At 64.6% G+C, this 22,157-nt stretch carries 22 protein-coding genes, 1 tRNA gene, 1 other RNA gene and 1 pseudogene; 9 read left to right on the top strand and 16 right to left on the bottom strand.

Translation table 11 applies throughout. The annotated features are described in order from the left end of the window. The first annotated feature begins 108 nt into the window (after positions 1-108). Entirely contained in the window at positions 109-2,976 is a 2,868-nt protein-coding gene (locus tag CAPI_RS02440; protein ID WP_018017694.1) for a UPF0182 family protein, read from the top strand. An 86-nt stretch (positions 2,977-3,062) separates the two neighbouring features. Further along, positions 3,063-3,136: transfer RNA gene (locus CAPI_RS02445), tRNA-Met, on the top strand. Between the two features lie 50 nt (positions 3,137-3,186). Here CAPI_RS02445 and CAPI_RS02450 read toward each other — a convergent pair. The 14 genes and pseudogenes from CAPI_RS02450 to CAPI_RS09620 form a co-directional block, all read right to left on the bottom strand. After that, positions 3,187-4,641: a lipase family protein gene (locus tag CAPI_RS02450; RefSeq protein WP_018017695.1), complete on the bottom strand. Its 1,455-nt coding sequence runs from the start codon at positions 4,639-4,641 to the stop codon at positions 3,187-3,189. A gap of 204 nt (positions 4,642-4,845) precedes the next feature. Beyond that, entirely contained in the window at positions 4,846-5,484 is a 639-nt protein-coding gene (locus CAPI_RS02455; RefSeq protein ID WP_018017696.1) for a LutC/YkgG family protein, read from the bottom strand. Next, the gene (locus CAPI_RS02460; RefSeq protein ID WP_018017697.1) at positions 5,484-6,965 is read right to left on the bottom strand and encodes a lactate utilization protein B; all 1,482 of its coding nucleotides are present in this window, start codon (positions 6,963-6,965) and stop codon (positions 5,484-5,486) included. The genes CAPI_RS02455 and CAPI_RS02460 overlap by 1 nt, the downstream gene beginning before the upstream one ends. Then, complete coding sequence (locus CAPI_RS02465; protein ID WP_018017698.1) at positions 6,962-7,786, bottom strand: (Fe-S)-binding protein; 825 nt, start codon at positions 7,784-7,786, stop codon at positions 6,962-6,964. Before CAPI_RS02465 ends, CAPI_RS02460 begins: the two co-directional genes overlap by 4 nt. Before the next feature lie 56 nt (positions 7,787-7,842). After that, a complete protein-coding gene (locus CAPI_RS02470; RefSeq protein ID WP_018017699.1) occupies positions 7,843-8,139 on the bottom strand; it encodes a hypothetical protein in 297 nt (98 codons plus the stop codon). A 130-nt stretch (positions 8,140-8,269) separates the two neighbouring features. Next, positions 8,270-9,178, bottom strand: a complete 909-nt coding sequence (locus CAPI_RS02475; RefSeq protein ID WP_018017700.1) for a cation diffusion facilitator family transporter — start codon at positions 9,176-9,178, stop codon at positions 8,270-8,272. Between the two features lie 159 nt (positions 9,179-9,337). Then, on the bottom strand, positions 9,338-10,447 hold the full coding sequence (locus CAPI_RS02480) for a ThiF family adenylyltransferase (RefSeq protein WP_018017701.1): 1,110 nt from the start codon (positions 10,445-10,447) through the stop codon (positions 9,338-9,340). After that, positions 10,444-11,220, bottom strand: a complete 777-nt coding sequence (locus tag CAPI_RS02485) for a thiazole synthase (protein WP_018017702.1) — start codon at positions 11,218-11,220, stop codon at positions 10,444-10,446. Before CAPI_RS02485 ends, CAPI_RS02480 begins: the two co-directional genes overlap by 4 nt. Positions 11,221-11,222: 2 nt before the next feature. Continuing rightward, positions 11,223-11,450, bottom strand: coding sequence for a sulfur carrier protein ThiS (gene thiS, locus CAPI_RS02490; protein WP_245531635.1), 228 nt, complete (start codon positions 11,448-11,450; stop codon positions 11,223-11,225). Beyond that, positions 11,417-12,508 (bottom strand): glycine oxidase ThiO, encoded by a 1,092-nt coding sequence (thiO, locus tag CAPI_RS02495; RefSeq protein ID WP_018017704.1) that lies wholly within the window; start codon positions 12,506-12,508, stop codon positions 11,417-11,419. The genes thiS and thiO overlap by 34 nt, the downstream gene beginning before the upstream one ends. A gap of 127 nt (positions 12,509-12,635) precedes the next feature. Then, on the bottom strand, positions 12,636-13,079 hold the full coding sequence (locus CAPI_RS02500; protein ID WP_018017705.1) for a GNAT family N-acetyltransferase: 444 nt from the start codon (positions 13,077-13,079) through the stop codon (positions 12,636-12,638). Continuing rightward, on the bottom strand, positions 13,076-13,726 hold the full coding sequence (locus CAPI_RS02505; protein WP_018017706.1) for a thiamine phosphate synthase: 651 nt from the start codon (positions 13,724-13,726) through the stop codon (positions 13,076-13,078). Before CAPI_RS02505 ends, CAPI_RS02500 begins: the two co-directional genes overlap by 4 nt. Continuing rightward, a complete protein-coding gene (locus CAPI_RS02510) occupies positions 13,719-13,979 on the bottom strand; it encodes a DUF7218 family protein (protein WP_040356797.1) in 261 nt (86 codons plus the stop codon). Before CAPI_RS02510 ends, CAPI_RS02505 begins: the two co-directional genes overlap by 8 nt. Positions 13,980-14,081: 102 nt before the next feature. Continuing rightward, positions 14,082-15,353: pseudogene (locus tag CAPI_RS09620) on the bottom strand (DUF418 domain-containing protein); the annotation flags it as partial. On the opposite strand from CAPI_RS09620, the gene CAPI_RS02520 reads away from it, so the two are divergent. After that, positions 15,352-16,188 carry a S1 family peptidase gene (locus CAPI_RS02520; protein WP_018017708.1) on the top strand — a complete coding sequence of 279 codons (837 nt, stop codon included), beginning with the start codon at positions 15,352-15,354 and terminating at the stop codon, positions 16,186-16,188. The pseudogene CAPI_RS09620 and the gene CAPI_RS02520 sit on opposite strands and share 2 nt — an antisense overlap. On the opposite strand, the gene hisN is transcribed toward CAPI_RS02520, so the two are convergent. After that, entirely contained in the window at positions 16,175-16,963 is a 789-nt protein-coding gene (gene hisN / locus CAPI_RS02525; RefSeq protein WP_018017709.1) for a histidinol-phosphatase, read from the bottom strand. The genes CAPI_RS02520 and hisN overlap by 14 nt on opposite strands. Beyond that, a complete protein-coding gene (locus CAPI_RS02530) occupies positions 16,947-17,753 on the bottom strand; it encodes an inositol monophosphatase family protein (protein ID WP_342662605.1) in 807 nt (268 codons plus the stop codon). The genes hisN and CAPI_RS02530 overlap by 17 nt, the downstream gene beginning before the upstream one ends. A gap of 85 nt (positions 17,754-17,838) precedes the next feature. Between CAPI_RS02530 and prfB the strand changes: the two genes are divergently transcribed. The 6 genes from prfB to ssrA all read left to right on the top strand — a co-directional run bounded on the left by prfB (position 17,839) and on the right by ssrA (position 22,110). Beyond that, the gene (prfB, locus tag CAPI_RS02535; RefSeq protein ID WP_018017711.1) at positions 17,839-18,930 is read left to right on the top strand and encodes a peptide chain release factor 2; all 1,092 of its coding nucleotides are present in this window, start codon (positions 17,839-17,841) and stop codon (positions 18,928-18,930) included. 18 nt (positions 18,931-18,948) lie between these two features. Then, positions 18,949-19,641 carry a cell division ATP-binding protein FtsE gene (gene ftsE, locus CAPI_RS02540; RefSeq protein WP_018017712.1) on the top strand — a complete coding sequence of 231 codons (693 nt, stop codon included), beginning with the start codon at positions 18,949-18,951 and terminating at the stop codon, positions 19,639-19,641. Positions 19,642-19,643: 2 nt separating this feature from the next. After that, on the top strand, positions 19,644-20,546 hold the full coding sequence (gene ftsX / locus CAPI_RS02545; RefSeq protein WP_018017713.1) for a permease-like cell division protein FtsX: 903 nt from the start codon (positions 19,644-19,646) through the stop codon (positions 20,544-20,546). A gap of 13 nt (positions 20,547-20,559) precedes the next feature. Beyond that, positions 20,560-21,051, top strand: a complete 492-nt coding sequence (gene smpB / locus CAPI_RS02550; protein WP_018017714.1) for an SsrA-binding protein SmpB — start codon at positions 20,560-20,562, stop codon at positions 21,049-21,051. Beyond that, complete coding sequence (locus CAPI_RS02555) at positions 21,048-21,677, top strand: SDR family oxidoreductase (protein ID WP_018017715.1); 630 nt, start codon at positions 21,048-21,050, stop codon at positions 21,675-21,677. The genes smpB and CAPI_RS02555 overlap by 4 nt, the downstream gene beginning before the upstream one ends. Positions 21,678-21,729: 52 nt before the next feature. Beyond that, positions 21,730-22,110: a transfer-messenger RNA gene (gene ssrA / locus CAPI_RS02560) on the top strand. Positions 22,111-22,157 lie beyond the last annotated feature (47 nt).

Genomic DNA, 22,157 nt, shown 5'->3' on the forward strand with positions numbered 1-22,157 from the left:
AGTAGGACCTTAGTACGCACCCACACACCTTTTTCTGAAGGAGCAGGATTGGCTACCCGCCTGACCCAGCCTCGACCCCGTCCATCCACCCCAAGCAAGGGCCTTTTAGTGGGCGTGGCCGCCATCGCCGTGCTGCTTGTGATCGTGCCCATCCTCATCGGGTTATACACAGATTGGCTGTGGTTCGGCGAGCTCCAGTTCCGGGACATCTTCAGCAAGGTCCTTCTCACCCGCGCCGTCCTCTTCGTCATTTTCTCGCTGCTTGGGGGAGTCGCCGCGCGGGCAGCGGCGTGGACAGCTTGGCGGGCTCGTCCCCACGATGTATCGGGAAACGACCCGTTTTCGCCCCTGAGCACGTACCGTGCCAGTTTCGTGTCGGGCGTGGGCACGCTGCTGAGGTGGGTTCCCGTCATCGTGGGGTTGTTCACCGGGCTGGTTGGGCAGCGGGTGTGGCGCACGGTCCTCCTGTGGCTCAACGGCACTGCATTCGGGGTGCAAGATCCCCAGTTCCATAAGGACCTGGGTTTTTACGCCTTCACGCTGCCCGCACTCAACCTCGTCGTCGACGTGCTGTCGATGCTGGCTGTCGTCGCCTTCTTCGTCGGCCTTGTCGCCCACTACTTGCTGGGTGGTCTGCAGATCGGTAACAACGTCGCAGGCGTGAAAGGCCACATCTCCATGGCCGCGCGCGTGCAACTCGCCGCCACCGCGGGCGTCTGGATGCTGCTCCGCGCCGCCGGCTACTGGCTGGAGCGCTACAGCCTGCTGTACCAGCAAAACGAGATCTTCACGGGTGCGTCCTACACGTCGATCAACGCGATGCTTCCGGCCAAGATCATCCTCACCGTCATCGCCGTGATCGTCGCCGCCGCGTTCTTCACCTCCATCGTCTACCGCGACTTCCGGGTTCCGGTCCTCGCGACGGTCCTTATGCTCGTGTCGGCCGTGGTAGTGGGCAACGTGTGGCCCGCTCTGCTTGAACAGTTCTCGGTCAAACCCAACCGTCAGGCCAAAGAATACGAGTACATTGGCCGCAACATCGAGGCCACGCGCCAAGCTTATGGCCTTACCGACGACACAGTGACGTACGAGAACAACTGGGGCAGCGGGGCGACATCCAATACCGAGGTGGCCAGCGACTCCGCCACGATCGGCAACATTCGCCTGCTCGATCCCGATATCATCTCGCCGACCTTCACCCAGAACCAGCAGCTGCGCAACTTCTACGGTTTCCCTGAGACCCTCGCGATGGACCGCTACGAGGTAGACGGTCAGCTGCGTGATTTCGTGGTCGCCGCACGAGAGCTCAACCCCAACGCCCTGAGCGAGAACCAGCGCGACTGGATTAACAGGCACACGGTGTACACTCACGGCAACGGCTTCATCGCGGCGCAGGCGAATACCGTCGACGAGGCCGCGCAGGATGCGGGTTCGACCCGCGGGGGTCTGCCTATCTTCACGGTCTCCGACCTCCAAGCCAACGCCGATGCCGCCGAAAAGGAAGATGCGGAAGAGCTGGGTATCCGCGTCGACGAGCCGCGCATCTACTACGGGCCCGTCATCGCCGGCGCCTCGGACGGTCTGGACTACGCCATCGTTGGAGACAATGGGCAGGGTGCCGTCGAGTACGACACGGACTCCTCCTCGTACACGTACGCCGGCCAGGGCGGCGTCAACATCGGCAACTGGTTTAACCGGGCCGCCTACGCCGTGAAGTACCAAGAGCTGAACATGATCCTCTCCGACCGTGTTGGAGCGGATTCGAAGATCCTCTACGACCGCGACCCGCGCGAGCGCGTCGAGAAGGTTGCACCGTGGTTGACAACGGACTCGAAGACGTACCCCGCGGTTGTCGACGGCCGAGTGAAATGGATCGTTGACGGTTACACGACGCTTGCAGACTTGCCGTACTCCACGCGGACCTCGCTGACGAACACCACGCAGGACGCGCTCAACCCCGACGGAACCACCCAACGTCTGGTGAACAACAATGTCGGCTACATTCGCAACTCGGTTAAAGCAACCGTCGATGCCTTCGATGGCACCGTTGACCTCTACGCTTTCGACGAGTCCGATCCCGTGCTCAGGGCGTGGATGGGAGCGTTCCCGGATACGGTTCGCCCTTCGAGTGAGATCTCGGACAGCCTGCGTGAGCACCTGCGCTACCCAGAGGACCTGTTCAAGGTGCAGCGCTTCTTGCTCGCCCGCTACCACGTGGATGACCCTGGCGTGTTCTTTAGCAACGACGCCTTCTGGTCCGTCCCGAACGACCCGACGGCGCCCGAGGGGCGGCAAACCCTGAACCAGCCCCCGTACTACGTTGTGGCGGCGGACCCGGAGACGGGTAAACCGTCATTCCAGCTGATCACGCCCTTCCGTGGCCTGAACCGCGAATTCCTCGCCGCCCACGTTTCCGTCTCCTCGGACCCGGAAAACTACGGGAAGATGACGGTTCGCGTCCTACCAACAAGTACGCAGACCCAGGGTCCGAAGCAGGCGCAGGACGCTCTCATGTCCTCTGACCAAGTCGCACGCGACCGCACCTTGTGGCAGGGGTCCAACGATCTTAAGAACGGTAACCTGCTCACCCTCCCCGTGGGCGGCGGCCAGATCCTCTACATCGAGCCCATCTATTCCCAGCGAAAGGACCAGGCCTCGGCCTTCCCCAAGCTGCTTCGTGTCCTCGTCTTCTACCGTGGGCAGGTGGGTTACGCGCCGACCATTTCCCAGGCGCTGAGCCAGGTGGGGATCAATTCGGATGCCGCCCAGGAAATCGGCATCGCAGCAGATGCCCCAGTGGCCACCCCTGCGGGCACTGATGCGAGCGGGACGAGCACCAGTAAGGATGGGGCACTCAAGAAGATTGACGAGGCCTTGCGCGACTTAGACAGCGCCAAGGGTGGCTCCTTCGAGGAGTATGGCCGCGCACTCGATTCGCTTGACGACGCTGTTGCTCAGTACCAAAACGCCCAGTAGCCAGGGGATTTGTTCTTGGAGGGGACGGTGGATATAGTTACTTCTCGTTGCCGGGAACGGCAGCAGGTGAAGTACATATCACCCGTCGCGGGGTGGAGCAGCTCGGTAGCTCGCTGGGCTCATAACCCAGAGGTCGTAGGTTCGAATCCTGCCCCCGCTACTAAATGAAACCCCTCTCCTTCGGGAGAGGGGTTTTTCGTGTCTACGGGGTCACGACAATCCCGACGAGGAGTGGCCCGTCAGCGCGTCTCGCAGGCCTGCGAGACCACCGGGGTGCTCCTGCGCGCCGGGGCCTGCTGGGGGAACTGGGGTGGCCGGGGCGATGGCGTTGCCCGCGGGGATGGAACCGCAGCTGGAACCTGCCGGCACGCCGTCGAAGCGACCCTTCAGCCAGCTCCAGGCATCATTATTCCACGCGAGGAAGCCGGTGGAGTGCTCCAGGATTGGGTACTCCTTGTAGGTGACGGGCGTCCCTGCACCGCAGTACTTGTTGGCCAAAGCGCGGGTGTCTCCGGTGACCGTGATGCCGTCGCCCGGGCCCACGCCCTCCGGTCCGTTTGGTGTGCCGGTGAGCGTGCCGTTGTTGGCCTGGCCGATGAAGGACGCAATGGTGGGATCGGGCGCGAGCAGCGGGTTGGCGCGGTTGGCAGCGTCAACGAACTCGGGCACTGAGCGGGGGTCTTGGTACTCCGGTTTGAACAAAGCGGCCCAGTTGATGCCCGCAAACGAGAGGTTCACCTCCGTCAGGGTGGCGCGGGACAGGTCGCGCATCATCCGCTGGCCGTAGTCCGACATGTATTGATCCAAGGAAAAATCGTAGGCGCGGGCCATTCCGATGAGCACCATGACCGTCATCGGTCCCCAGAAGGGGGCGCCGTCGATGTAGCGGACGGTGTTCATGAGGTTTGTTGGTATGCCTCCTGCGGCAGTACCCACGAGCTGGCTGTTGACATCAGGGGCGTAAGTGGGGGCGAGCTGGGCGGCCCACGTCGAGGCAATTGCCCCGCCCGAGTAACCGGTCAGACCGACGGGAGAGGAGGGCGTGAGACCCGTTTCGGGGGTGCGCAGGGCTGCACGGATACCGTCGAGGGTCAACCGCGCGTACGTGGGGCCGTCGAAAAGATTAGCGTCTTGGCCTTCTATGTCGGTGACGGCGACGGTGTAACCGTCGAAAAGCATCTGAGCAATGGAGACGGTTTCGCCGTAGGAGTTCACAAGCCCGAGCGCGACGTCACCGGCGATGGCGCGTGAGGGGCTGTGCGCGGGATCGAGTGAGTCGTAGACGGAATGTAGGGAGACTAAGCGCCCGCTCGAGTGAGCCGGGGGTTTAATCACCGACGTGAGGTTGTAGGTGGGGTTGCCATCATGGTCGGTCGAGCGGTACTTGATCTGCACCACGTCCGTGAGAAGGGGCAGCCCGGCGATGTGGTACGCGATGGTGCGCTGGTCGATGACCTCACCGGGGCTGTAATCCGCGAGGTTGTCCGCGGGTGAGAAGAAGTCACTGCCGGAGTGAACGATCGAGGACCCGCCGAGGGGAGCGCCTTCGTGGGGACCCTGCACGGAGGACATCTGGGCAGCGGAGTACGCGGGTGCGGCCGCGGTGGAAAATGCGGCCAGAACGAGGCTTATCGCGGTGCTTTTGTAACTTCTGTTGCGCCACATGGGCAGATTCCTCCTTTGATGGTCTCAGGCTTTCGGGCTGAGGCGTTTGTGCGGTTCGCCAAAGCCCGAGCGTGAACTCAGGTTAGACATGGGGAAAGCACCGAGGAGGAGGGAAGCTGGAAAGAGGAGACTTTCGTCCACCCCCATCCGTGACATGCAATTTTTTTGGAGGGTGGGGGACGCACTGTAGGGGCACTTGACGGGTTAGCCGTGACCCTGCCCGACAATGATGACGTCCAAGTTGCGCGGGCCGTGCACGCCCTGAACGCGGATCAGCTCGATGTCCACGGTGGCGCTGGGGCCCGACACCATCGTGATCGGCCGGGTATGCAGGCCGCGGTCGATGAGTCTGTCTACGGCCTCAGGGAGGATCTCGACGATGTCCTCTTCTCGCACGACGCAGACATGGTGGTCGGGAAGGAGTGTCGTGGCTCGTCGCCCACTCGCCTCGCCGACCAGCACGATTGTCCCAGACACGGCTACAGCCAGCTCGGAGCCGGTGACGACGGCATCGACGGCGTCTAGGTCGGCGACAGTCAAGGGCTGGGTTGCGGAATCGACGAGGATCTCGCATTCAACTGAGCCCAGCCACTCGGACCGCGACACCGTTTCGGGCACGACGATGCGGGCGGCGCCCGCGAGGCACGTCGCGACCGTTCCGGCTACGTGCTCGGGCCGTGCGCGGTGGACGGTGGCGTCGTAGTCCTCGAGGCGGTCGATCAGCAGCTCGACGAGGTCGTCCCGGGCAAGGTCGGAGAAGCGGCGGTACTCCCGCGGCACGTCGACCTCGCGTTCGGTGTGCGCCTGACGAATGCGACCCAGGATTTCTTCACGTGCGTCCATCACTTCTCTCTGTTCTTCCACCAGCTGCGGAACGACTGCTTCGGGGGTTGCGGAACGTCGCGGGAGCTTGTCCATTTCCCGGCGAACCCCGGCAGATCCCGCAGGCCGCCGGCGGGGGATACGCCGCGCGCGGCCGGCAGCCCCTTTTCGACGAGACCCATGCGCCGTCCGTCGGACATCGCCCACTTCGCCGCCTTGAGTGCCACGTCGAGTTGCGTAGCCGGGACGGGGGAGCCGTGGTTGACCTCTTGGTCCTCGTTGCGCAGGCGTACGAGCATCTCTGGGATGTTAATCTTCACCGGGCACGCGTCGAAGCACGCACCACACAGGGAAGACGCGTAAGGGAGGGAGCCGTTCTCCGCGGCGTCTATCCCGGTGAGTAGGGGAGTCAAGATCGCCCCGATGGGGCCGGGATACACGGAGCCGTAGGCGTGGCCGCCGGTGCGTTCGTAGACGGGGCAGACGTTCATGCAGGCCGAGCAGCGGATGCAATGGAGTGCCTCGCGCCCGTGATCGTCGGCAAGAGCGCGCGTGCGGCCGTTATCCAGGAGCACGACGTGCATGTTGTGGGGGCCGTCACCCTGCTGGTGACCTGCCCAGAACGAACTGTAGGGGTTCATCCGCTCACCGGTGGAGGAGCGGGGAAGGAGCTGCATAAACACTTCGAGGTCGCGGAAGGTGGGGATGAGCTTTTCAATGCCCATCACCGTGATCAGGGTCTCAGGAAGCGTGACGCACATGCGCCCGTTGCCTTCGGACTCGACGATGGACAGCCCGCCGGTCTCCGCGATGCCGAAGTTGGCTCCCGAGATGGCCACTTTCGTGGTGAGGAATTTGTGGCGCAGGTACTTTCTGCTCGCCTCTGCCAGCTTGTGCGGGTCGGTGCTGAGGTCGGGGTCGACGCCGGGGATGCCGTCGAGGAAGATGCGTCTAATCTCCTCGCGGTTGCGGTGGATCGCTGGGACGAGGATGTGGGAGGGGCGGTCGCCCCCTAACTGGACGATGAGCTCCGCCAGGTCGGTCTCGAAGGCGTCGATATCGCGCTTGCTAAGGTACTCGTTGAGCCCGATTTCCTGCGTGGCCATTGACTTGACCTTGATGACCTCCCGCCGGCTGTCCTCGTTGACAGGCGCGTTGTGCTCAATAAGCTTCTCGACGATCGCGTTCGCCTCTTCCGCGTCCCGGGCCCAGTGGACGTGCCCACCGCGGGCAGTGACGTTTTCTTCAAACTGCTCGAGGAGCTCGGGCAGCCGCGCCATGACGTCCGCCTTGATCGCTGAGCCCGCGTCTCGGAGACGCTCCCAATCAGGCATCTCCGCGACGCGTTTGGCCCGCTTTCCACGGATGGTGTGTGTCGCCTTCTGCAGGTTCGAGCGCATCTGCACGTTGCCGAGCTCGTGCGCCGCGACCTCGGGGAAAGGATGGTTTTCAAACAAATTACCCGTACCGCGAACGGTCGGAATACCGAGCTGAGTAGTCATCGAAGCGTCCCTCCAGTAACAGGTGCGCCCTCCGCGGGCAGGAACAGCGGCTCCTCTTTGGTCGAGGCGAGGATGCGGGCGAAGTGTACGACCGGCGGGGCGATCCCGTCGCCGGGGACGAGCCTGTGCGTTCTCGCTATCCCGCCGCCGATGTGCATGAGGCAGGAGGCATCGCCTCCGGTACACACGTCGGCACCGGTCGACATGACCGCTTCCACCTTGTCGGCCAGCATCGCCCCCGACACCTGCGCGTTCTTCACTGAGAAGGTGCCACCGAACCCACAGCACGTGTCCTCGTCGTAAGGCATGCGAAGGTCGAGGCCCTCGACGGAGCGCAGGAGTTCGGCTTGTCTGTCACCGAGGCGTAGAAGACGCATTCCGTGGCAGGATGGGTGGTAGGCGACGGCGTGAGGAAAGTAGCTACCCAGCTGCTCGGCCGAGTTGGTCACGCCACAAATATCGGTGAGGAACTGGGAGAGTTCGAAGGTGCGCTCCGCGACCTCGGTCGCCCGAGCCCCGAGGTCTGGGTCGTTGTTGTATTCGGCCACCATCGGGTGTTGGTGGCCGAGGGAAGCGACGCACGAGCCGCTTGGTGCAACCGCGTAATCCCAGGTCTCCTCCTCGAACGCGCGAACGTGGTTGCGCACGACGGGGTAGGCGTCGCGGAATTTGCCCGAATTGATGTGCATTTGGCCACAGCACGCCTGGCGTTCTGGGAACGTAACCGTATGTCCCAGCCGCTCCAGGATCCGCACTGTGGCCTGGGCTGTTTCGGGGTACATCGCGTCCACGATGCATGTGGCGAAGAGAGCGATTCGCATGCTCTCCACATTAGGCTTCGGCCCGCCCCCGCGCACGGACCGAAACCCTAGCGTTGTTAGTGCTCGTCATAGTGGTCGCCGTGAGCGGCGTGGCGGTGACCGTCGTGCATGTAGTCAACGTGGTCGCCGTGCTGGACGGCGGCGTGGCCACAGTTCTCCCCGTGGGTGTGGCCGGCGTGGTCCTCCGCCTGGGTGTGCTCAGGGGTTTCGCACTCGTCCCAGTGCCCGTCGTGCTCGCGGTGGATGTGGCCGTCGTGCGCGTAGTCGGTGTGGTCGTTGTGCTGGAAGGACTCGTGGCCGCACCCCTCGCCGTGGGTGTGGTCGTGGGACTCGTGGGTGATGTGGTCGCTCATGGTAATTCCTCTCGTTGGGGTCGAACCGGTAGATGAAAACGGCTGCAAATAAGCGCTCTGCCTGCGCGTTTTCATTTCATTTCTATTAAACCCCCGGACGAAAGTGAGTGCAAGGAACCTGCGCGCGAACCTACACCCACCGTCCCCCCACGCGGGTCGGCGTACCTAAGGGCTCGATGTGCACAACCGTCTCCGCGCCCCCCAGCTCAGCGGCGACGCCCTCCTCAATCAAGTCTGCGAGGTGGTGGGATGCGTCGACCGTCCATTCACCTGGCACCTGCATGACCACGTTGACAAAGCGGTCACGGCCGAAAGCGACGGTGCGCAGGGAGGTAAAGGTCACACCCTCCTTAGCGCCAAAACCCTCGAGGTAGGCGCGAATGGCCGCCACCTCGTCGTCGGGGAGGGCCTGAGAGAGCAAGCTGAGAATCGAGTTTTTCAGCAGCACGTACCCGGTGAACAGGATGTTGACACCGACGGCCAACGCTATGAGGGGATCGAGAGGCTCCCACCCCGTAACAGCGACGAGCGCGATTCCAGCGAGTACGCCTGCGGTGGTCCACACGTCGGTGAGCAAGTGTCGACCGTCCGCACTCAAGGTGGCCGAGCGGTAGCGCTTCCCGGCGCGGAGGAGAAGTAGTCCCGCCCCAAGGTTCAACAGGGTGGCCAGGGAGGACAGGAGCAGGCCGATCCCAGCTTGTTCAATTGGCTGGGGGCGCAGTAAGCGTTCCACGGCGGTGAATATGATGGCCACAGACGCCACCAGGATCATCGCGCCTTCCACCTGGGCGGAAAAGTATTCGGCCTTGGCGTGCCCGTAGTTGTGATTCTCATCAGCCGGTTTCGCGGCAACTTTGAGAACCCAGAGGCCAACGACAGCGGCGACGACGTTGATAACGGACTCGATCGCGTCGGAAAGAAAGCCCACAGAGCCGGTGAGCCACGCGGCCACGAGTTTGAGGGCGATGGTGGCAAGCGACACGGCGATAGACAGCCACATGAAACGCTCAAGGACACGCTGCTCTGACTGGCCAGGCATAGGGGAGACCTCCGGCTCGGGCGAACCGCGCCGCAGATGCGGGCGGGCGAAGGTCTCGCTCACTCCATGCCTGGAGCTGACAGGCCGGGTGGGTCAGCCACCAGTATGTCGACCAGTCACAGCCGCGCGGGCGACGCCGCGCGCAGGACCTACTCCCCTTCAGGGCCGGCAGTTTATCACACCGTGGGCGTTGGCCCCGCCGGGCAAGCTGTGTAGGGTGACTCCCCGGGCGCGGGCAGAATCGGCAAAACGTTCCACGAACCTGCGAGATCGCGCCCCAGAAGCGCAATAGACCACGACATCTGATCCCTCGGGCACCTCGCGCAGCGCATCCTCGGCGAGCTGCGGGTTTGCTTCCCACTGAGATGTCGGAAGGCTGCGGCCAGGGCGGGGAAGATCCCGGGCCGCCTTCTCGTCGGCTTCGCGCACGTCGATCGCGAGCGCTTCACCCCGCAGCATCGTGTCGAGAAGCTCCGCGCCGCCGCGGTTTTTGACCAGCTCGTCGCCCCGGGTGACTACCGCGCGCTGCGGGTCGCGGCGGACACGGAATGCGCGCGCGGTCCCGGCTAGGGCATCATAGCTGCGCACCACGCCCACGGTTGAGCTCAGGCCGGTGAGATGGGTGACGACCTCTGTTGCCATCAGACTTCCGACGACCGAGGTAGTGACACCCAACACGCCGGCGGTGGCGCAATCGGGTACTGAGGAAGGGTCGGGTTCAGCGGGAAAGAGGTCGCGCAACCCGGCGCCCCCCGCTGGCGCCCCCGGGCCCGTCCACCACAGGGCGACATCACCGCGGTATTGCAAGACGGTGCCCCACACCAGCGGGGTGCCGGTTACCTCAGCCGCGTCCGCCGCGAGGAATTTCGTCGCGAAGTTATCGGAACCGTCGACGAGGATATCGACGTCGCGCAACAGGTCGACGGCGTTGTCCGCGTCGAAGCGCTGCGCGATCGTGGTCACCGTCAGCGAGGGCTGAAGCCCCACCAGGCGCTGCGCCACTACATCGACCTTGCGCCGGCCCACGTCATCGGCGGTGAAGAGTATCTGCCGGTGAATATTGTTTAAGCTCACCACGTCATCGTCGATGACCGTGATGTGGCCAACCCCGGTCGCCGCGAGCGACTGCATGAGCGGGCACCCGAGCCCGCCGGCGCCGATGACCAGCACGTGGGCGTCGAAAAGTGATTGCTGCTGGGCGGGTCCGAACCCCGGCAGGCGCGTTTGGCGCGCTGTGCGCAGCTCTTCGGCCCGGGGGAGTGGGGTCATAGGACCTGGTCGGCCCAGCTGGCCAACCCCTCGAAAGTCGAGGAAGCCACGGCGTGTTCGCGGCGGGGGATGCGCCCCGCGCGCCGGGCGGCAAGACCCGCCTGAACGGCGTACCTCATCGCCGTGGCCATGGCCTCGGGGTCCTGGCAGCGGTTCACGGCGCTAGCAAGCAGGACGCCCGAGCAGCCGAGCTCCATGGCACGGGCTGCGTCGGAGGCGGTGCCGATGCCGGCGTCGAGGATGATGGGCACCTCAGCGCGCGAGCAGATGAGCTCGATGTTGTGGGGGTTGAGGATGCCCAGACCCGTGCCGATGGGGGAACCCAGCGGCATCACGGCCGCCGCGCCGGCCTCCTCCAAGCGCTTCGCAGCGACGGGGTCATCGCTGGTGTACGCCAAGACGGTGAACCCCTCGGCAACCAGGGTCTCGCAGGCGTCGAGGGTTTCGGCGGTGTCGGGGAGTAGGGTGCGGTCGTCGGCGATGACCTCCAGCTTTACCCACTCGGTTCCCAGTGCCTCCCGCGCGAGCTTCGCGGTGATCACGGCGTCCCGGGTTGTGCGGCACCCCGCGGTATTCGGCAGCGGCGCGATATTCAACCTCGTGAGCACCTCGAACACGGACGGGCCGGCGGTCGCAGCGTGTCGACGCATCGAGACCGTGGTCAACTGCGTCCCGCTGGCCACGAGCGCGCGCTCGAGCATCTCCATGGACGTGGACCCGCCCGTACCCATGATGAGGTGGGAGTCGAAATCTGTCCCGGCGATTCGAAGCACGCCTAACCCCCCTGGACAGCGCTGAGGATATCCACCCGGGCACCGGCGGCGACGTTCGTTGTTGCCCACTCGGACCGGGGCACGACCTCACCGTCGACCGCCACGGCGGTCCCCGTGTCAGCGATGTCGAGCTCGGCAAGAAGCTTCTCGACGCTTCCCGCCCGCACCTCCCGCACCTCGTCGTTCAGCGTGATCTTCATCGGCTCCTCCTGTGTCGCAGCGGGTCGCATGCGCCCAAGTCTACGGAGGGAGCCCGCCCCTCAACCAGCTCCACCCCGCACCGCGCTGCCAGCGAGGCGAGCAGAATGCCGTGGCGGAAATACCCGGTGGAAATGACCACACGGTCGCTCACCCGACCCAGATAAGGCAGGTCATCGGGTGTACCGGGGCGAGCGCCGGCAGTAGCTTCGATGAAATCGCAGTCCTCGATACCGGGGACGATCTCGATGGCGTCACGCAGTAGCTGGTGTACCCCTCCCGCCACGGGAACCGGGCGGCCATCCTCTCGGCTCGTCGCACCGACCGTGACAGTGCCATCCTGGCGGGGAATGAGATATACCGGGCGGTCTTCCACGAAACCGCGCACCACCCGCGTCAACAGCGGCGCGAGGTTGGCGGGGACCCGCAGTTGCACGACGTCGCCATAGACGGGGCGCAGCTGCAGCGGGTTGTCGCCGTCACACCACCCGCCAATCTCCGCGGCACCGAGACCCGCGCAAACAATTACCTGATCGGCGTCAATGCTCGACACGTCCGTTACCGCCGCGGAGTGGAACTCGACCTGGGCGGCGCGGCAGGCGTCGGCAAGCGCGCGCGTAAAAAGGCGCGGCTGCACCTGATGGTCGCCGGGGATGCTGACCACCCCCACCAGCGCGGGAGATAACGCGGGTTCGAGGGCCCGAGCCTGGCGAGTTGTGAGCGTTTCCGTCTCGAGTCCGTGTTCGTGCTGGTAGGTGCGTAGCTCCTCTAGGTGCGTACGGTCGGCGCGGTCGCGCGCAACGATGAGCGTCCCCTCCGTGCGGTAACCAGTGGGGCACTGCGAGTACCGCGCGGTCAACTCAATGAGTTCGGGGTACCACCGTGCGGCGTGCGTCATCAGCGGGAAAAGTGGCTCCTGTTTGTACACCACCTCGGCCGTAGGTGCGAGCATGCCACCAGCGTGGTGAGACGCGCCCGATAATGGGGCTGGGTCATAAACGGTGACTGCATGGCCTCGGTCGGCCAGCGTTAAGGCAGTGGCGAAGCCCACGATACCGGCACCGACGACGGCTACGTGCAACGTTTCCATGATGCTCACAGTCTAGGCCCGAACGAGGAACGGGTTGGCCGCATATGGGGGTGCCGGGCCTTCCATCAACCGCAACGCGTGGGTCCCGGTGTCGGCAGAGCGGCGCCTTGCGCACCCGCCAAGGCCCTCAGACCCCACCCCGCCGTAACCGCATTCTGCGGTGGGGTATGCCGGTATCGAGAAATTCCTCGCCTTCTTCGACGAACCCGAAGGCGTTGTAGTAGCTGACCAGCCCGGCTTGAGCGTCGATGAGAAGGTCTCCGTCCCACCGCTGCGCGTACGCAATCGCCCGGGTGAGGATCTCGCGGCCGAGACCGGTGCCGCGGGCGCTGTGAGCCACAACGAAGCGTCCGAGGTGCGGGCCGTCGGCGCCGGGAAAAACGCGGGCGCACCCCCGGAGCTCGCCAGACGGACCCCACGCGAGGACGTGGTGGGTGTCGGGGCCGACATCGATGTCGTCAAGTTCGTTGTAGGGGCACTGTTGCTCCGCCACAAACACGTCGACGCGCAGGCGAAAGAGGTGGTAGGCCTCTAGGCCACTCAGGTCGGCGAGGGTTTTGAACTCGATCATGCGCAACCCCGTTCAAACTCGGTTATCACCTTTTCCACGTAGGCGCGGGGATCAGAAGCGTTCATGACCCCGCGCACGATGGCGACACCAGCTACCCCGGTCTGTGCCAGATCACATGCGTCGTCGGCGGTGATGCCACCAATGGCCACGACGGGAACGTGGGAGAGCTCCGCGAGTGGCGGGTACCCGCTCAGACCCAGCAGCGGGCGTCCGGATTCCTTGGTAGGGGTCGCGCGAAATGGTCCCGCGCCGATGTAATCGATGCTTTCAGCTACACCGTTCGCGGCGGCGACTAGTTCGCGGGTGCCCGTCGTTAAACCGATAATGGCGTGCGGGCCGAGGAGGTCTCGGGCGACGCGGACATCGAGGTCGTCTTGGCCTACATGGACACCAGCGACGCCCTCCTCGCGCAGGGCGAGCGCGACATCGACGCGGTCGTCGACAAGCACCTGCGTCGAAGGCCTGACCTCGTGGACCGCGCGGGCGACGTTACGGGAGAGGGTGTAGAGGTCGCGCGCGGTGATGGGCTTGCTGCGCACCTGGATGATGCCGGCTCCGCCGAGAGCCGCGGCTCGTGCGCGCTCGACGACGTCTGGGCCGGACCCGGTGACGAAGTAACAGCGCAGGTCAAGTGGGGGTCTAGCCATGCCGGAGGGCCTTGATCAGTTCCTCCTTGCTCATCGTGGAGCGGCCCTCGATGTCGAGTTCCTGGGCGCGGTCGTAGAGCTCCTCCTTCGTCCAGTCCTCGTAGGAGCCCGCCTTGCCTCCCTTCTTACCGACGTCCGAGCGCGACGTCTTCGCCGCTGCATTGGCGATCGCCGCCGACTTCGATGTGGAATTGCCCTCCTCGCGGAGCTTTTCGTAGAGTTCTCTGTCCTTGATCGGGTCGCTGTCAGCCATGGCGCCGATTGTACGAGTGTGAAAGGGCTCGAGCTGGCCCGTCTTGCCATAGGACAGGTGCCGGTGCAGCCACTCGAACGGCCCTTGGATCCCGCGCGCCTCGAGCACGGTGGCCAACGCGAGAGAGATGGCCCACACGAGGATCGCAACGGCCATCTTTCCGCCTATCGACGCCCCCTGGCCGATCCCCAGAGTAAACGGCATCACGAGTGCAACGAAGAGAATCGATTGGGCGAGGTAGCCAGACATCGAGCGCTTGCCCAGTGCGACGAAGGGGTAGACCCACGACGGCGGTGTCGGATCCTCACCGGCAGCGTACTGTTCGTACATCCGCCGCTGGATCCCGCTCGTGGCAAGCGCAGTGGCGGCCAAGATGCCGGGTCCGGTGAACGGGCCGAACGCCTGGTTGAGAAGGTACAAGGGCGATTCCAGGTCGGGGTTGAGTACCCCCGTCGCGGCGAGGCCCCAAGGCAAACCCACTGCGAGGGCGACGACTGCCGCGATGACGGTCCACGTAATGAGGGTGCGACGGTGAGCTGACACGTCGGCGAGGTAGCCCTCGCGCGCCCAGATGAAACCGAGCAGAGCGAGTGATCCCAGCTGAACGGCCGCGTAGGGGAGCGCGCCCAGCATGGAGAGCGCCTCTTCCGTATTCACCCGGTAATAGGTTCCCAGGCTCGTCATGTCGGGGGTGAGGACGGGTGCTTCGAAGAAATCAGCGCTCACCGCGTAGGACATCACGGCGCCGAGGGTCGTGAAGGCGGCGTAACCAACCATCACGACGTAGGCAATGATGCGCAGGACCTTGGTGGACAGGGCAAAGAGCAGCGAGATTATCAAGCCGACCACACCGTAGATAGCCATGATGTCCCCGTGGAAGAGAAGGAACATATGGACCAAGCCGAAGACCGCGAGGAAGAAGTAGCGGCGGGCGATCACGCGCCGGGCCGCGCCACGGGGGTAGCCCTTGCGGACGAGGCTCGCGGCGATGAGGCCGATTCCAAAGCCCAGCAGTGTAGAGAACATGGGAAGGCCACGCACGTGGACGAACATCGCTGCGAAGACAGCGAGCACCTGGTCGACGGTGCTATCGGGGCGGACCCCGCCGAGGGTCCACCCGGGCTCACGTTCGGCGTCCCACGAGTTGCACATCCACGCTTGGGCGGAGTTGGCCGCGGCGATCCCGAGTAGCGCAAGGCCGCGGGCGAGGTCGGGCACGATGAGTCGGGGTTGTTTGCGAGTCACGCGACCAGTGTATCCGGGGGTAGCGGCGGCATGCCCGGGGTTACCAAAGTGACGGAAGTTTGGCAAAGTTAACGCCTGACGTTTGTTTCCGAGGTAGTCCCACCTACCCCGACGCTGAAGGATTGCCATGCTCCGTCGCACGCGCGCCACGCTCCTGGCGCTTACCACCGCAGCCGCTCTGCTGGCCGGAGCCCCGGCCCACGCCCACGACGCGTCCGACCCGAACTACGTGTGGCAGTCGGACCTCTCGTCGAAGGTCCTAGCTGGCAAACCGTTCGTCGACCACGTGCTGCACCGCGTTCCAGGGTCCTTCCACGACGCGCCCGCCGCGCCAGCAGAATCCGCCGCAGCGCAGGCGCGGGGGCACTCCCTCTTCGGCCCCGGCACCCCCATCTACGGGGGCAATAACATCTGCACCGTCGCGGTAGCCGGGTACGACGCTGCCGGCCGCATGCTCGCCATCACGGCTGGCCACTGCGGCGCCCCGGGCACGGCTGTCGTTTCGGCGGACTCGCCCCAGATCGGCCAGTCGGGCACGGTCGTGGCATCCGGCGCGGGCCTCGACTATGCCGTCATCGAGCTCGGCCCCAACGCCGAGGTGACCCGCAGCTATAACGGCCTGACCATCAACGAACTCGGAGCACAGCCCCAGTCCGCGGGCACGGTCGTGTGCAAAACGGGCGTGGCCTCCGGCACAACCTGCGGTATTACCCTCTACGACTGGGGCTTGGACAACGTCAGCCACGTGTGCGCCATGCCCGGCGACTCGGGTGCGCCCCTCACCTCAGGCGACCGGTTAGTGGGCATCATCGCTGGCAGCGCGCTGCCCGCTGACGTCAACGTCGCCTGCTACACCCCGTTGCAGGGCGCGGCCCATGGCCCCACCCGCGCTATCCGCTTCGATGCCGTGACCGCCTCGCTCAACGCCGCCGGGGGAGTGGGCAGCGGGTTTAGGCTCCCGTAATTTCTCGCAGCGCGACGTCGTGCAGCAGGCCATTCGACGCCACGGCGTCCCCGCCGTGAGGCCCGGCTTCCCCGCTTAACGACGTAAACGTCCCGCCCGCCTCCGTCACCAACAGCGACAGCGGGGCGAGGTCCCACAGCGAAACTTCGGGCTCCGCGGCGATATCCACGGCTCCTTCAGCGACAAGGCAGTACGAGAGAAAGTCGCCGTAACCCCTCAGGCGCCACGCCTTGTCCGTCAACTCGAGGAAGGTGTCGCGCAGACCTCGCTTCGTCCATCCCTCGAGGGACGACATGGACACGGACGCATCGGAGAGATCCGCGACTTCGGATACCTTCAACCGTTTCAGTGCCCCGCCGTTGAAGGTGCGCCACGCGCCCGCCTCCGCGGAGGCGTACCAGCGACGGGCCAGCGCAGGTGCGGATACGACCCCGGCGACAGGGGTGCCGTCGACAAGTAGCGCGATGAGCGTGGCCCAGACGGGCACGCCGCGAACGAAGTTTTTCGTTCCATCAATGGGGTCGATGACCCACTGGCGGCCTTCTAACTGCACGTCGCCCCCAAATTCTTCCCCCAGCACGGCGTCGGAGGGGCGGGCCTCGTCAAGGCGCGCTCGAAGGGCCTTTTCGACGGCGAGATCAGCGTCAGACACCGGGGTCATATCAGGTTTGGACTGAACGGAAAGATCCGCTGCCTCGAAGCGATCGAGCGTCATCGCGTCTGCTGTTTCTGCCAGTTCGAGTGCTAGAGCTAGGTCGTCAGCGTAGTGAGACATGCTTTCCAAGCCTAGCTGTGACGTCAGCAACGAACAGGCGGTTGCCCGCTACGCACCACGTCCGGCCGCCCGCGTCGACCTTGATGGCCTCGCCGCCCGCCGCCTCGACGAGGGCTTTGCCGGGGAACCAATCCCAGTCCGCGACGGAGTGCTGCAGCCACCCGCCCAGCTCACCGGTGGCCACCGCCGCAAGATCGAGCGAACCCGCGCCGAGCATGCGTACGGTCGCCGCGTCCTGCGCCACCTCCTGCCAGGCGGCGCGGACGTGCTCGCGCCTTATCGACGTGGGGTGGAGGTAAGTAGCCAGCGCTACTTCGGACAGGGGAGCATCGGCGAGCGGAGGGACTGGCTGGCCGTCGCGGGTGAGCACGCCACGGTGAGCAAGCCACGTCGTGTCTGTGGATGGGCGGTTGACCGCACCAATTAAGACGGCCTCACCTTCGACGTACGCGAGGGCAGAACAAAAGTAATCCAACCCGCGGGAGAAGTTGTAGGTGCCGTCGACGGGGTCGACAACCCACGTGCGTCCGCTGCGTGACTCGCGCGAGGCCCCTTCCTCACCGAGGAGCCCGTCGTCGGGACGAAGGATAGCGAGGGCGCTCGCGACGAACGCCTCCGCTGTCCGGTCCGCGTCGGTCACGACATCGGAGATGGAGGTCTTGATGTCGGTGTCTAGTCCAGTAGTCCGCATCTGTAGGGCTAATGCTCCAGCATGGCGGACGAGGGCGGCGGCTAGCTCCGCGTCATCGCTTCTCTGGTGGGCTTCGACGAAGTGCTGCAGCTCGGTCATGGTGCCCAGCATACGGTGGGATGAGGACCTTGCGCGCGCCGGGCGAGGTATAATCGTCGGCGATGTCTCGGTAGAATCATCGCCCATGCAGCCGGACACCCAAGTGCGTATCAACGACCTCGATTCCACGCTCACCACCATTGAAAAGGTGATGGACGTCGACGCGCTCGAGTCCCGGGCCCGCGAGCTCGAGCAGATGGCTGGCGACCCCTCCCTGTGGGACGACCCCGCGCACGCGCAGCGCGTGACCACGGAACTCTCTGGGGTCCAGGCGAAAATCCGCCGCGTGACGTCCCTGAGGGGGCGGGTGGACGACCTGCCCGTGATGTTCGAGCTGGCGGAGGAAGAGGGCGACCCTTCGCTGGCGGCCGAGGAGCTCGACGCGCTCGAGGCGGCGGTCGGTTCCCTCGAGGTGCAGACCATGCTCTCGGGGGAGTATGACGACCGCGAGGCCGTGGTGAACATCCGCTCCGGCGCCGGGGGAGTAGACGCCGCCGACTGGGCCGAGATGCTCATGCGCATGTACGTGCGCTGGGCGGAAAAGAACGGCCACAAGGTGGACGTCTACGACGTTTCCTACGCCGAGGAGGCCGGCATTAAGTCCGCGACCTTCGTCGTGCACGGCGAGTACATGTACGGCCAGCTTTCCGTGGAGCAGGGTGCGCACCGGTTAGTGCGCATCTCGCCCTTTGACAACCAGGGCCGGCGACAGACGTCGTTCGCCGAGGTTGAGGTGCTGCCCGTCGTGGAGCAAACCGACCACATCGACATTCCCGATTCCGATATCCGCGTCGACGTCTACCGTTCCTCTGGTCCGGGTGGACAGTCTGTCAACACGACGGATTCCGCGGTGCGCATCACGCACCTGCCCACGGGGATCGTTGTGACCTGCCAGAACGAGAAATCCCAAATCCAGAACAAGGCGTCAGCGTTGGCCGTGCTTCAATCCAAGTTGCTGGAGGTGAAGCGTCGGGAAGAAAAAGCCGAGCTCGACGCGCTCGGCGCGGGTGGGAACGCCTCGTGGGGAAACCAGATGCGCTCCTACGTGCTGCACCCATATCAGATGGTCAAGGATCTGCGCACGAATTACGAGGTGGGCGACCCCCAGAAGGTTCTCGACGGTGACATTGACGGCTTTCTCGAGTCTGGCATTCGGTGGCGAATGGCCCACAGCTAGCCAGGTAGGGTGTGACGGGTGATCACCTTTTCCAACGTCACCAAGATCTACCCGACGTCAACGCGTCCCGCACTCGATGACGTCTCCTTCGAGATCGGCGACGGCGAGTTCGTCTTCCTCATCGGGCCGTCGGGTTCCGGCAAGTCGACCTTCCTGCAGTTGATGATTCGTGAGGAAAACGTCACGTCGGGTGACATCCAGTTCAACGATTTCCGCGTCAACGCCCTAAAAGGCAAGGACATCAACAAGCTGCGCCAGTCCATCGGGTACGTCTTCCAGGACTTCCGGTTGCTTCCCAAGCTCAACGTCTACGACAACGTCGCCTTCGCGCTGGAGGTGACGGGCAAGTCGAAGTCGAAGATCGCCAAACTCGTGCCGGAAGCGCTTGAGCTTGTCGGCCTCGATTCGAAGGCGCGGCGCATGCCCAACGAGCTGTCCGGCGGCGAGCAGCAGCGCGTGGCCATCGCGCGCGCGTTCGTCGATAGGCCGCCGCTCGTCCTTGCCGACGAGCCCACCGGCAACCTCGACCCCGCCACAGCCGACGAGATCATGGGCCTTCTGGCCCGCATCAACCGCCTGGGATCGACGGTGGTCATGTCGACCCACAACGCGCGTGCCGTCAACGACATGCGGCAACGCGTGATGGAGTTGCACTTGGGCAAGCTCGTGCGCGACGATGCGCACGGCGTGTACGGAACGGAGGGCCGCTAGCGATGAACTGGGGATTTATCTTCCGCGAGGGGTTGCGCGGCCTAGGTCGAAACATCACGATGACGATCGCACTGATCATCACCACCGCGCTCTCGCTCGTCTTGGTCGGTGCCGGGATTATGATCTCTCAGGCGACGGCGGAAACGAAGGACCTCTACCTCGACCGCGTCGAGGTGATGGTCGAGTTCGACGAGGAAATCTCGGCGACGGATAGCGACTGCTCGAGCGCGGCCTGCAAGAGCGTGCGCGATACGCTCCAAAACGACGACCGGGTGGAGCAGGTAACGTTCCGCTCCCGGGAGCAGTCCTACCAGCGCTTCGTTGAGCTCTTCCAGGACACAGAGCCCGAGCTCGTCCGCGAGACCAGCCCGGACGCCTTGCCCGCGGCCCTTCACGTTCGTCTGGTGGACCCCACCGATGCCTCGCCGATCGACGATATCCGCTCCATGGAGCACGTCGGAACGGTGACCGACCAAGCGGACACGGTGCGTGGCGCGGCGAACACGATGGATACCTTCCGCAACGTCGCGTTCCTTGTCGCCGGGGCTCAGGCGCTCGCCGCCGTGTTCCTTATAGCCAACATGGTCCAGCTCGCGGCGTTCAACCGGCGCGAGCACATCGGCATTATGCGCATGGTCGGCGCCTCCCGCTGGTTTACCCAAGCGCCGTTTGTCCTTGAGGCGGTGATCTCGGTTCTTATCGGCGGGATCGTTGCGACGTTCGGCGCGTGGGCGGCTAAACGCTTCGTCGTCGACCCGATGCTGCACGATCTTTACGCCTCCCAGCTCATCGTGCGCCTACCCGATTCGACCGTGTGGTCGGTGATGCCCCTCGTCGCGCTTGCTGCCGTGGTCCTCGGCGGCGTCGCCGCTCAAGTGGCGCTACGCAGTTACGTGCGGCGCTAGACTGGTCAGAGTTATGGCCAAAAAGAAGAAAAAGGGTGTCAGCGGTTCCGTCATCGCCAGCAACCGAAAGGCGCGGCACGACTACACCGTGCTGGACACCTACGAGGCCGGCGTGGCGCTCGTCGGCACCGAGATCAAGTCGTTGAGAGAGGGCCATGCCAGCCTCGTTGAAGCCTTCGCCACGATCGACAACGGCGAGGTGTGGCTGCGCAACCTGCACATTCCCGAGTATTCCCGCGGCTCGTGGACGAACCACAGTCCGCGCCGCACCCGGAAACTCCTGCTCCACCGGCGTGAAATCGACTCGCTGGAGGGCAAGGTTAAGGACGGCAACCGTACGTTGGTTCCTCTCTCGCTCTATCTGAAAGAGGGAAAGGTCAAGGTTGAGCTCGGCCTCGTGCAGGGCAGGCAAGATTACGACAAGCGCCAGGCAATCAAGCGACGCACTGAAGACCGCGAGATCGCACGTGACCTGGGCCGGAAATTCAAGGGGATTAAAGCGTGAAAACAGCTCTTATCACCGGGGCCTCCCGCGGGATCGGCCGTGCTATCGCCGAGGAGCTTGGCCGGGATCACCACATTTTGGCCGGTGCGAGCTCGGACGCTAGTGAGATCGTTGACGCGCTCCCCTCGGCGGAACCCTTCGAAGTCGACCTGCGCGACCCCTCCGCCATCGGGTCCAAGGCTGCCGAAATCTCCGGGCTAGACGTCCTTATCCACGCCGCGGGTCTTTTCCCGAAGGGGGAGTTCGCGGAGATCAGCGACGCACAGTGGCGCGAGGCTTTCGAGGTTAATGTCTTCGCCGGCATCGAGCTCACCCGAGCTCTTTTGCCCGCTTTACGACGCTCCCGCGGCATCCTCATCACCATCAACTCTGGCGCCGGTTTCCACGGCTTCGAGGGCGGTACGGCCTACTGCGCGTCCAAGTTCGCGCTGCGCGGGTTTAGCGAGGCCCTCCGCCTCGAGGAGAAGGGGAGGATCCGAGTGACCTCCTTGCATCCCGGCCGCACCGACACCGACATGACTGCTGGCGACGAGCGGGCGAAGATGCCTGCCTCGGCCGTCGCGAAGGCTGCGCGTTTGGCAGTGGACGCAGAAGCCACCGTCGAGTTCTTGCGTATCGCCCCGTAGGGAGCTAAGCTAGTCTCTCCTACGGTTAGTGCATGTCCCGCCGTAGTGCAATGGGGATGATTTTGGTTTCGACTCCATTGATCAAGCCAGGGGAAGCGTGCCGGTGCAGGCTGGAGACCACCGTGAGCGTCGCAGCAACCAATAAGCGCAGAGAAGACCTCTCAGCGTGACTACGCCCTCGCTGCCTAAGAGCTAGCGACCGCGTGTCTGTCAGGCCGGGTTTGTTCCCGCCCCGGTACCTGGCATCGACTTAGGGGACTTGCTATCCGGGCTCGTCGGCGGACCCGGGTAGGACTTCAACGCTGACTGGGCCCGCCATCCGGACACGTTCGCCTGTTCCGGAGGGTCGAGCAAAGGCGACGCGCGAACTGCGCACGGAGAAGCCCTGGCGCGGTAATGGAGGACCCGGGTTCGATCCCCGGCATCTCCACCGCGAAACCCCCGCCACATCGGCGGGGGTTTCTCTATTCGAGGTCATTT

It is taken from the genome of Corynebacterium capitovis DSM 44611 (assembly GCF_030440535.1).
Lineage (GTDB): Bacteria > Actinomycetota > Actinomycetes > Mycobacteriales > Mycobacteriaceae > Corynebacterium > Corynebacterium capitovis.

Excerpts from the sequence above, each read along its gene's own strand:
- CAPI_RS02450 (WP_018017695.1), bottom strand. The coding sequence starts at position 4,641 with ATGTGGCGCAACAGAAGTTACAAAAGCACCGCGATAAGCCTCGTTCTG.
- CAPI_RS02455 (WP_018017696.1), bottom strand. The coding sequence starts at position 5,484 with ATGGACGCACGTGAAGAAATCCTGGGTCGCATTCGTCAGGCGCACACC.
- CAPI_RS02460 (WP_018017697.1), bottom strand. The coding sequence starts at position 6,965 with ATGACTACTCAGCTCGGTATTCCGACCGTTCGCGGTACGGGTAATTTG.
- CAPI_RS02465 (WP_018017698.1), bottom strand. The coding sequence starts at position 7,786 with ATGCGAATCGCTCTCTTCGCCACATGCATCGTGGACGCGATGTACCCC.
- CAPI_RS02470 (WP_018017699.1), bottom strand. The coding sequence starts at position 8,139 with ATGAGCGACCACATCACCCACGAGTCCCACGACCACACCCACGGCGAG.
- CAPI_RS02475 (WP_018017700.1), bottom strand. The coding sequence starts at position 9,178 with ATGCCTGGCCAGTCAGAGCAGCGTGTCCTTGAGCGTTTCATGTGGCTG.
- CAPI_RS02480 (WP_018017701.1), bottom strand. The coding sequence starts at position 10,447 with ATGACCCCACTCCCCCGGGCCGAAGAGCTGCGCACAGCGCGCCAAACG.
- thiS (WP_245531635.1), bottom strand. The coding sequence starts at position 11,450 with ATGCGACCCGCTGCGACACAGGAGGAGCCGATGAAGATCACGCTGAAC.
- thiO (WP_018017704.1), bottom strand. The coding sequence starts at position 12,508 with ATGGAAACGTTGCACGTAGCCGTCGTCGGTGCCGGTATCGTGGGCTTC.
- CAPI_RS02500 (WP_018017705.1), bottom strand. The coding sequence starts at position 13,079 with ATGATCGAGTTCAAAACCCTCGCCGACCTGAGTGGCCTAGAGGCCTAC.
- CAPI_RS02505 (WP_018017706.1), bottom strand. The coding sequence starts at position 13,726 with ATGGCTAGACCCCCACTTGACCTGCGCTGTTACTTCGTCACCGGGTCC.
- CAPI_RS02510 (WP_040356797.1), bottom strand. The coding sequence starts at position 13,979 with ATGGCTGACAGCGACCCGATCAAGGACAGAGAACTCTACGAAAAGCTC.
- CAPI_RS02520 (WP_018017708.1), top strand. The coding sequence starts at position 15,352 with ATGCTCCGTCGCACGCGCGCCACGCTCCTGGCGCTTACCACCGCAGCC.
- hisN (WP_018017709.1), bottom strand. The coding sequence starts at position 16,963 with ATGTCTCACTACGCTGACGACCTAGCTCTAGCACTCGAACTGGCAGAA.
- CAPI_RS02530 (WP_342662605.1), bottom strand. The coding sequence starts at position 17,753 with ATGACCGAGCTGCAGCACTTCGTCGAAGCCCACCAGAGAAGCGATGAC.
- prfB (WP_018017711.1), top strand. The coding sequence starts at position 17,839 with ATGCAGCCGGACACCCAAGTGCGTATCAACGACCTCGATTCCACGCTC.
- ftsX (WP_018017713.1), top strand. The coding sequence starts at position 19,644 with ATGAACTGGGGATTTATCTTCCGCGAGGGGTTGCGCGGCCTAGGTCGA.
- smpB (WP_018017714.1), top strand. The coding sequence starts at position 20,560 with ATGGCCAAAAAGAAGAAAAAGGGTGTCAGCGGTTCCGTCATCGCCAGC.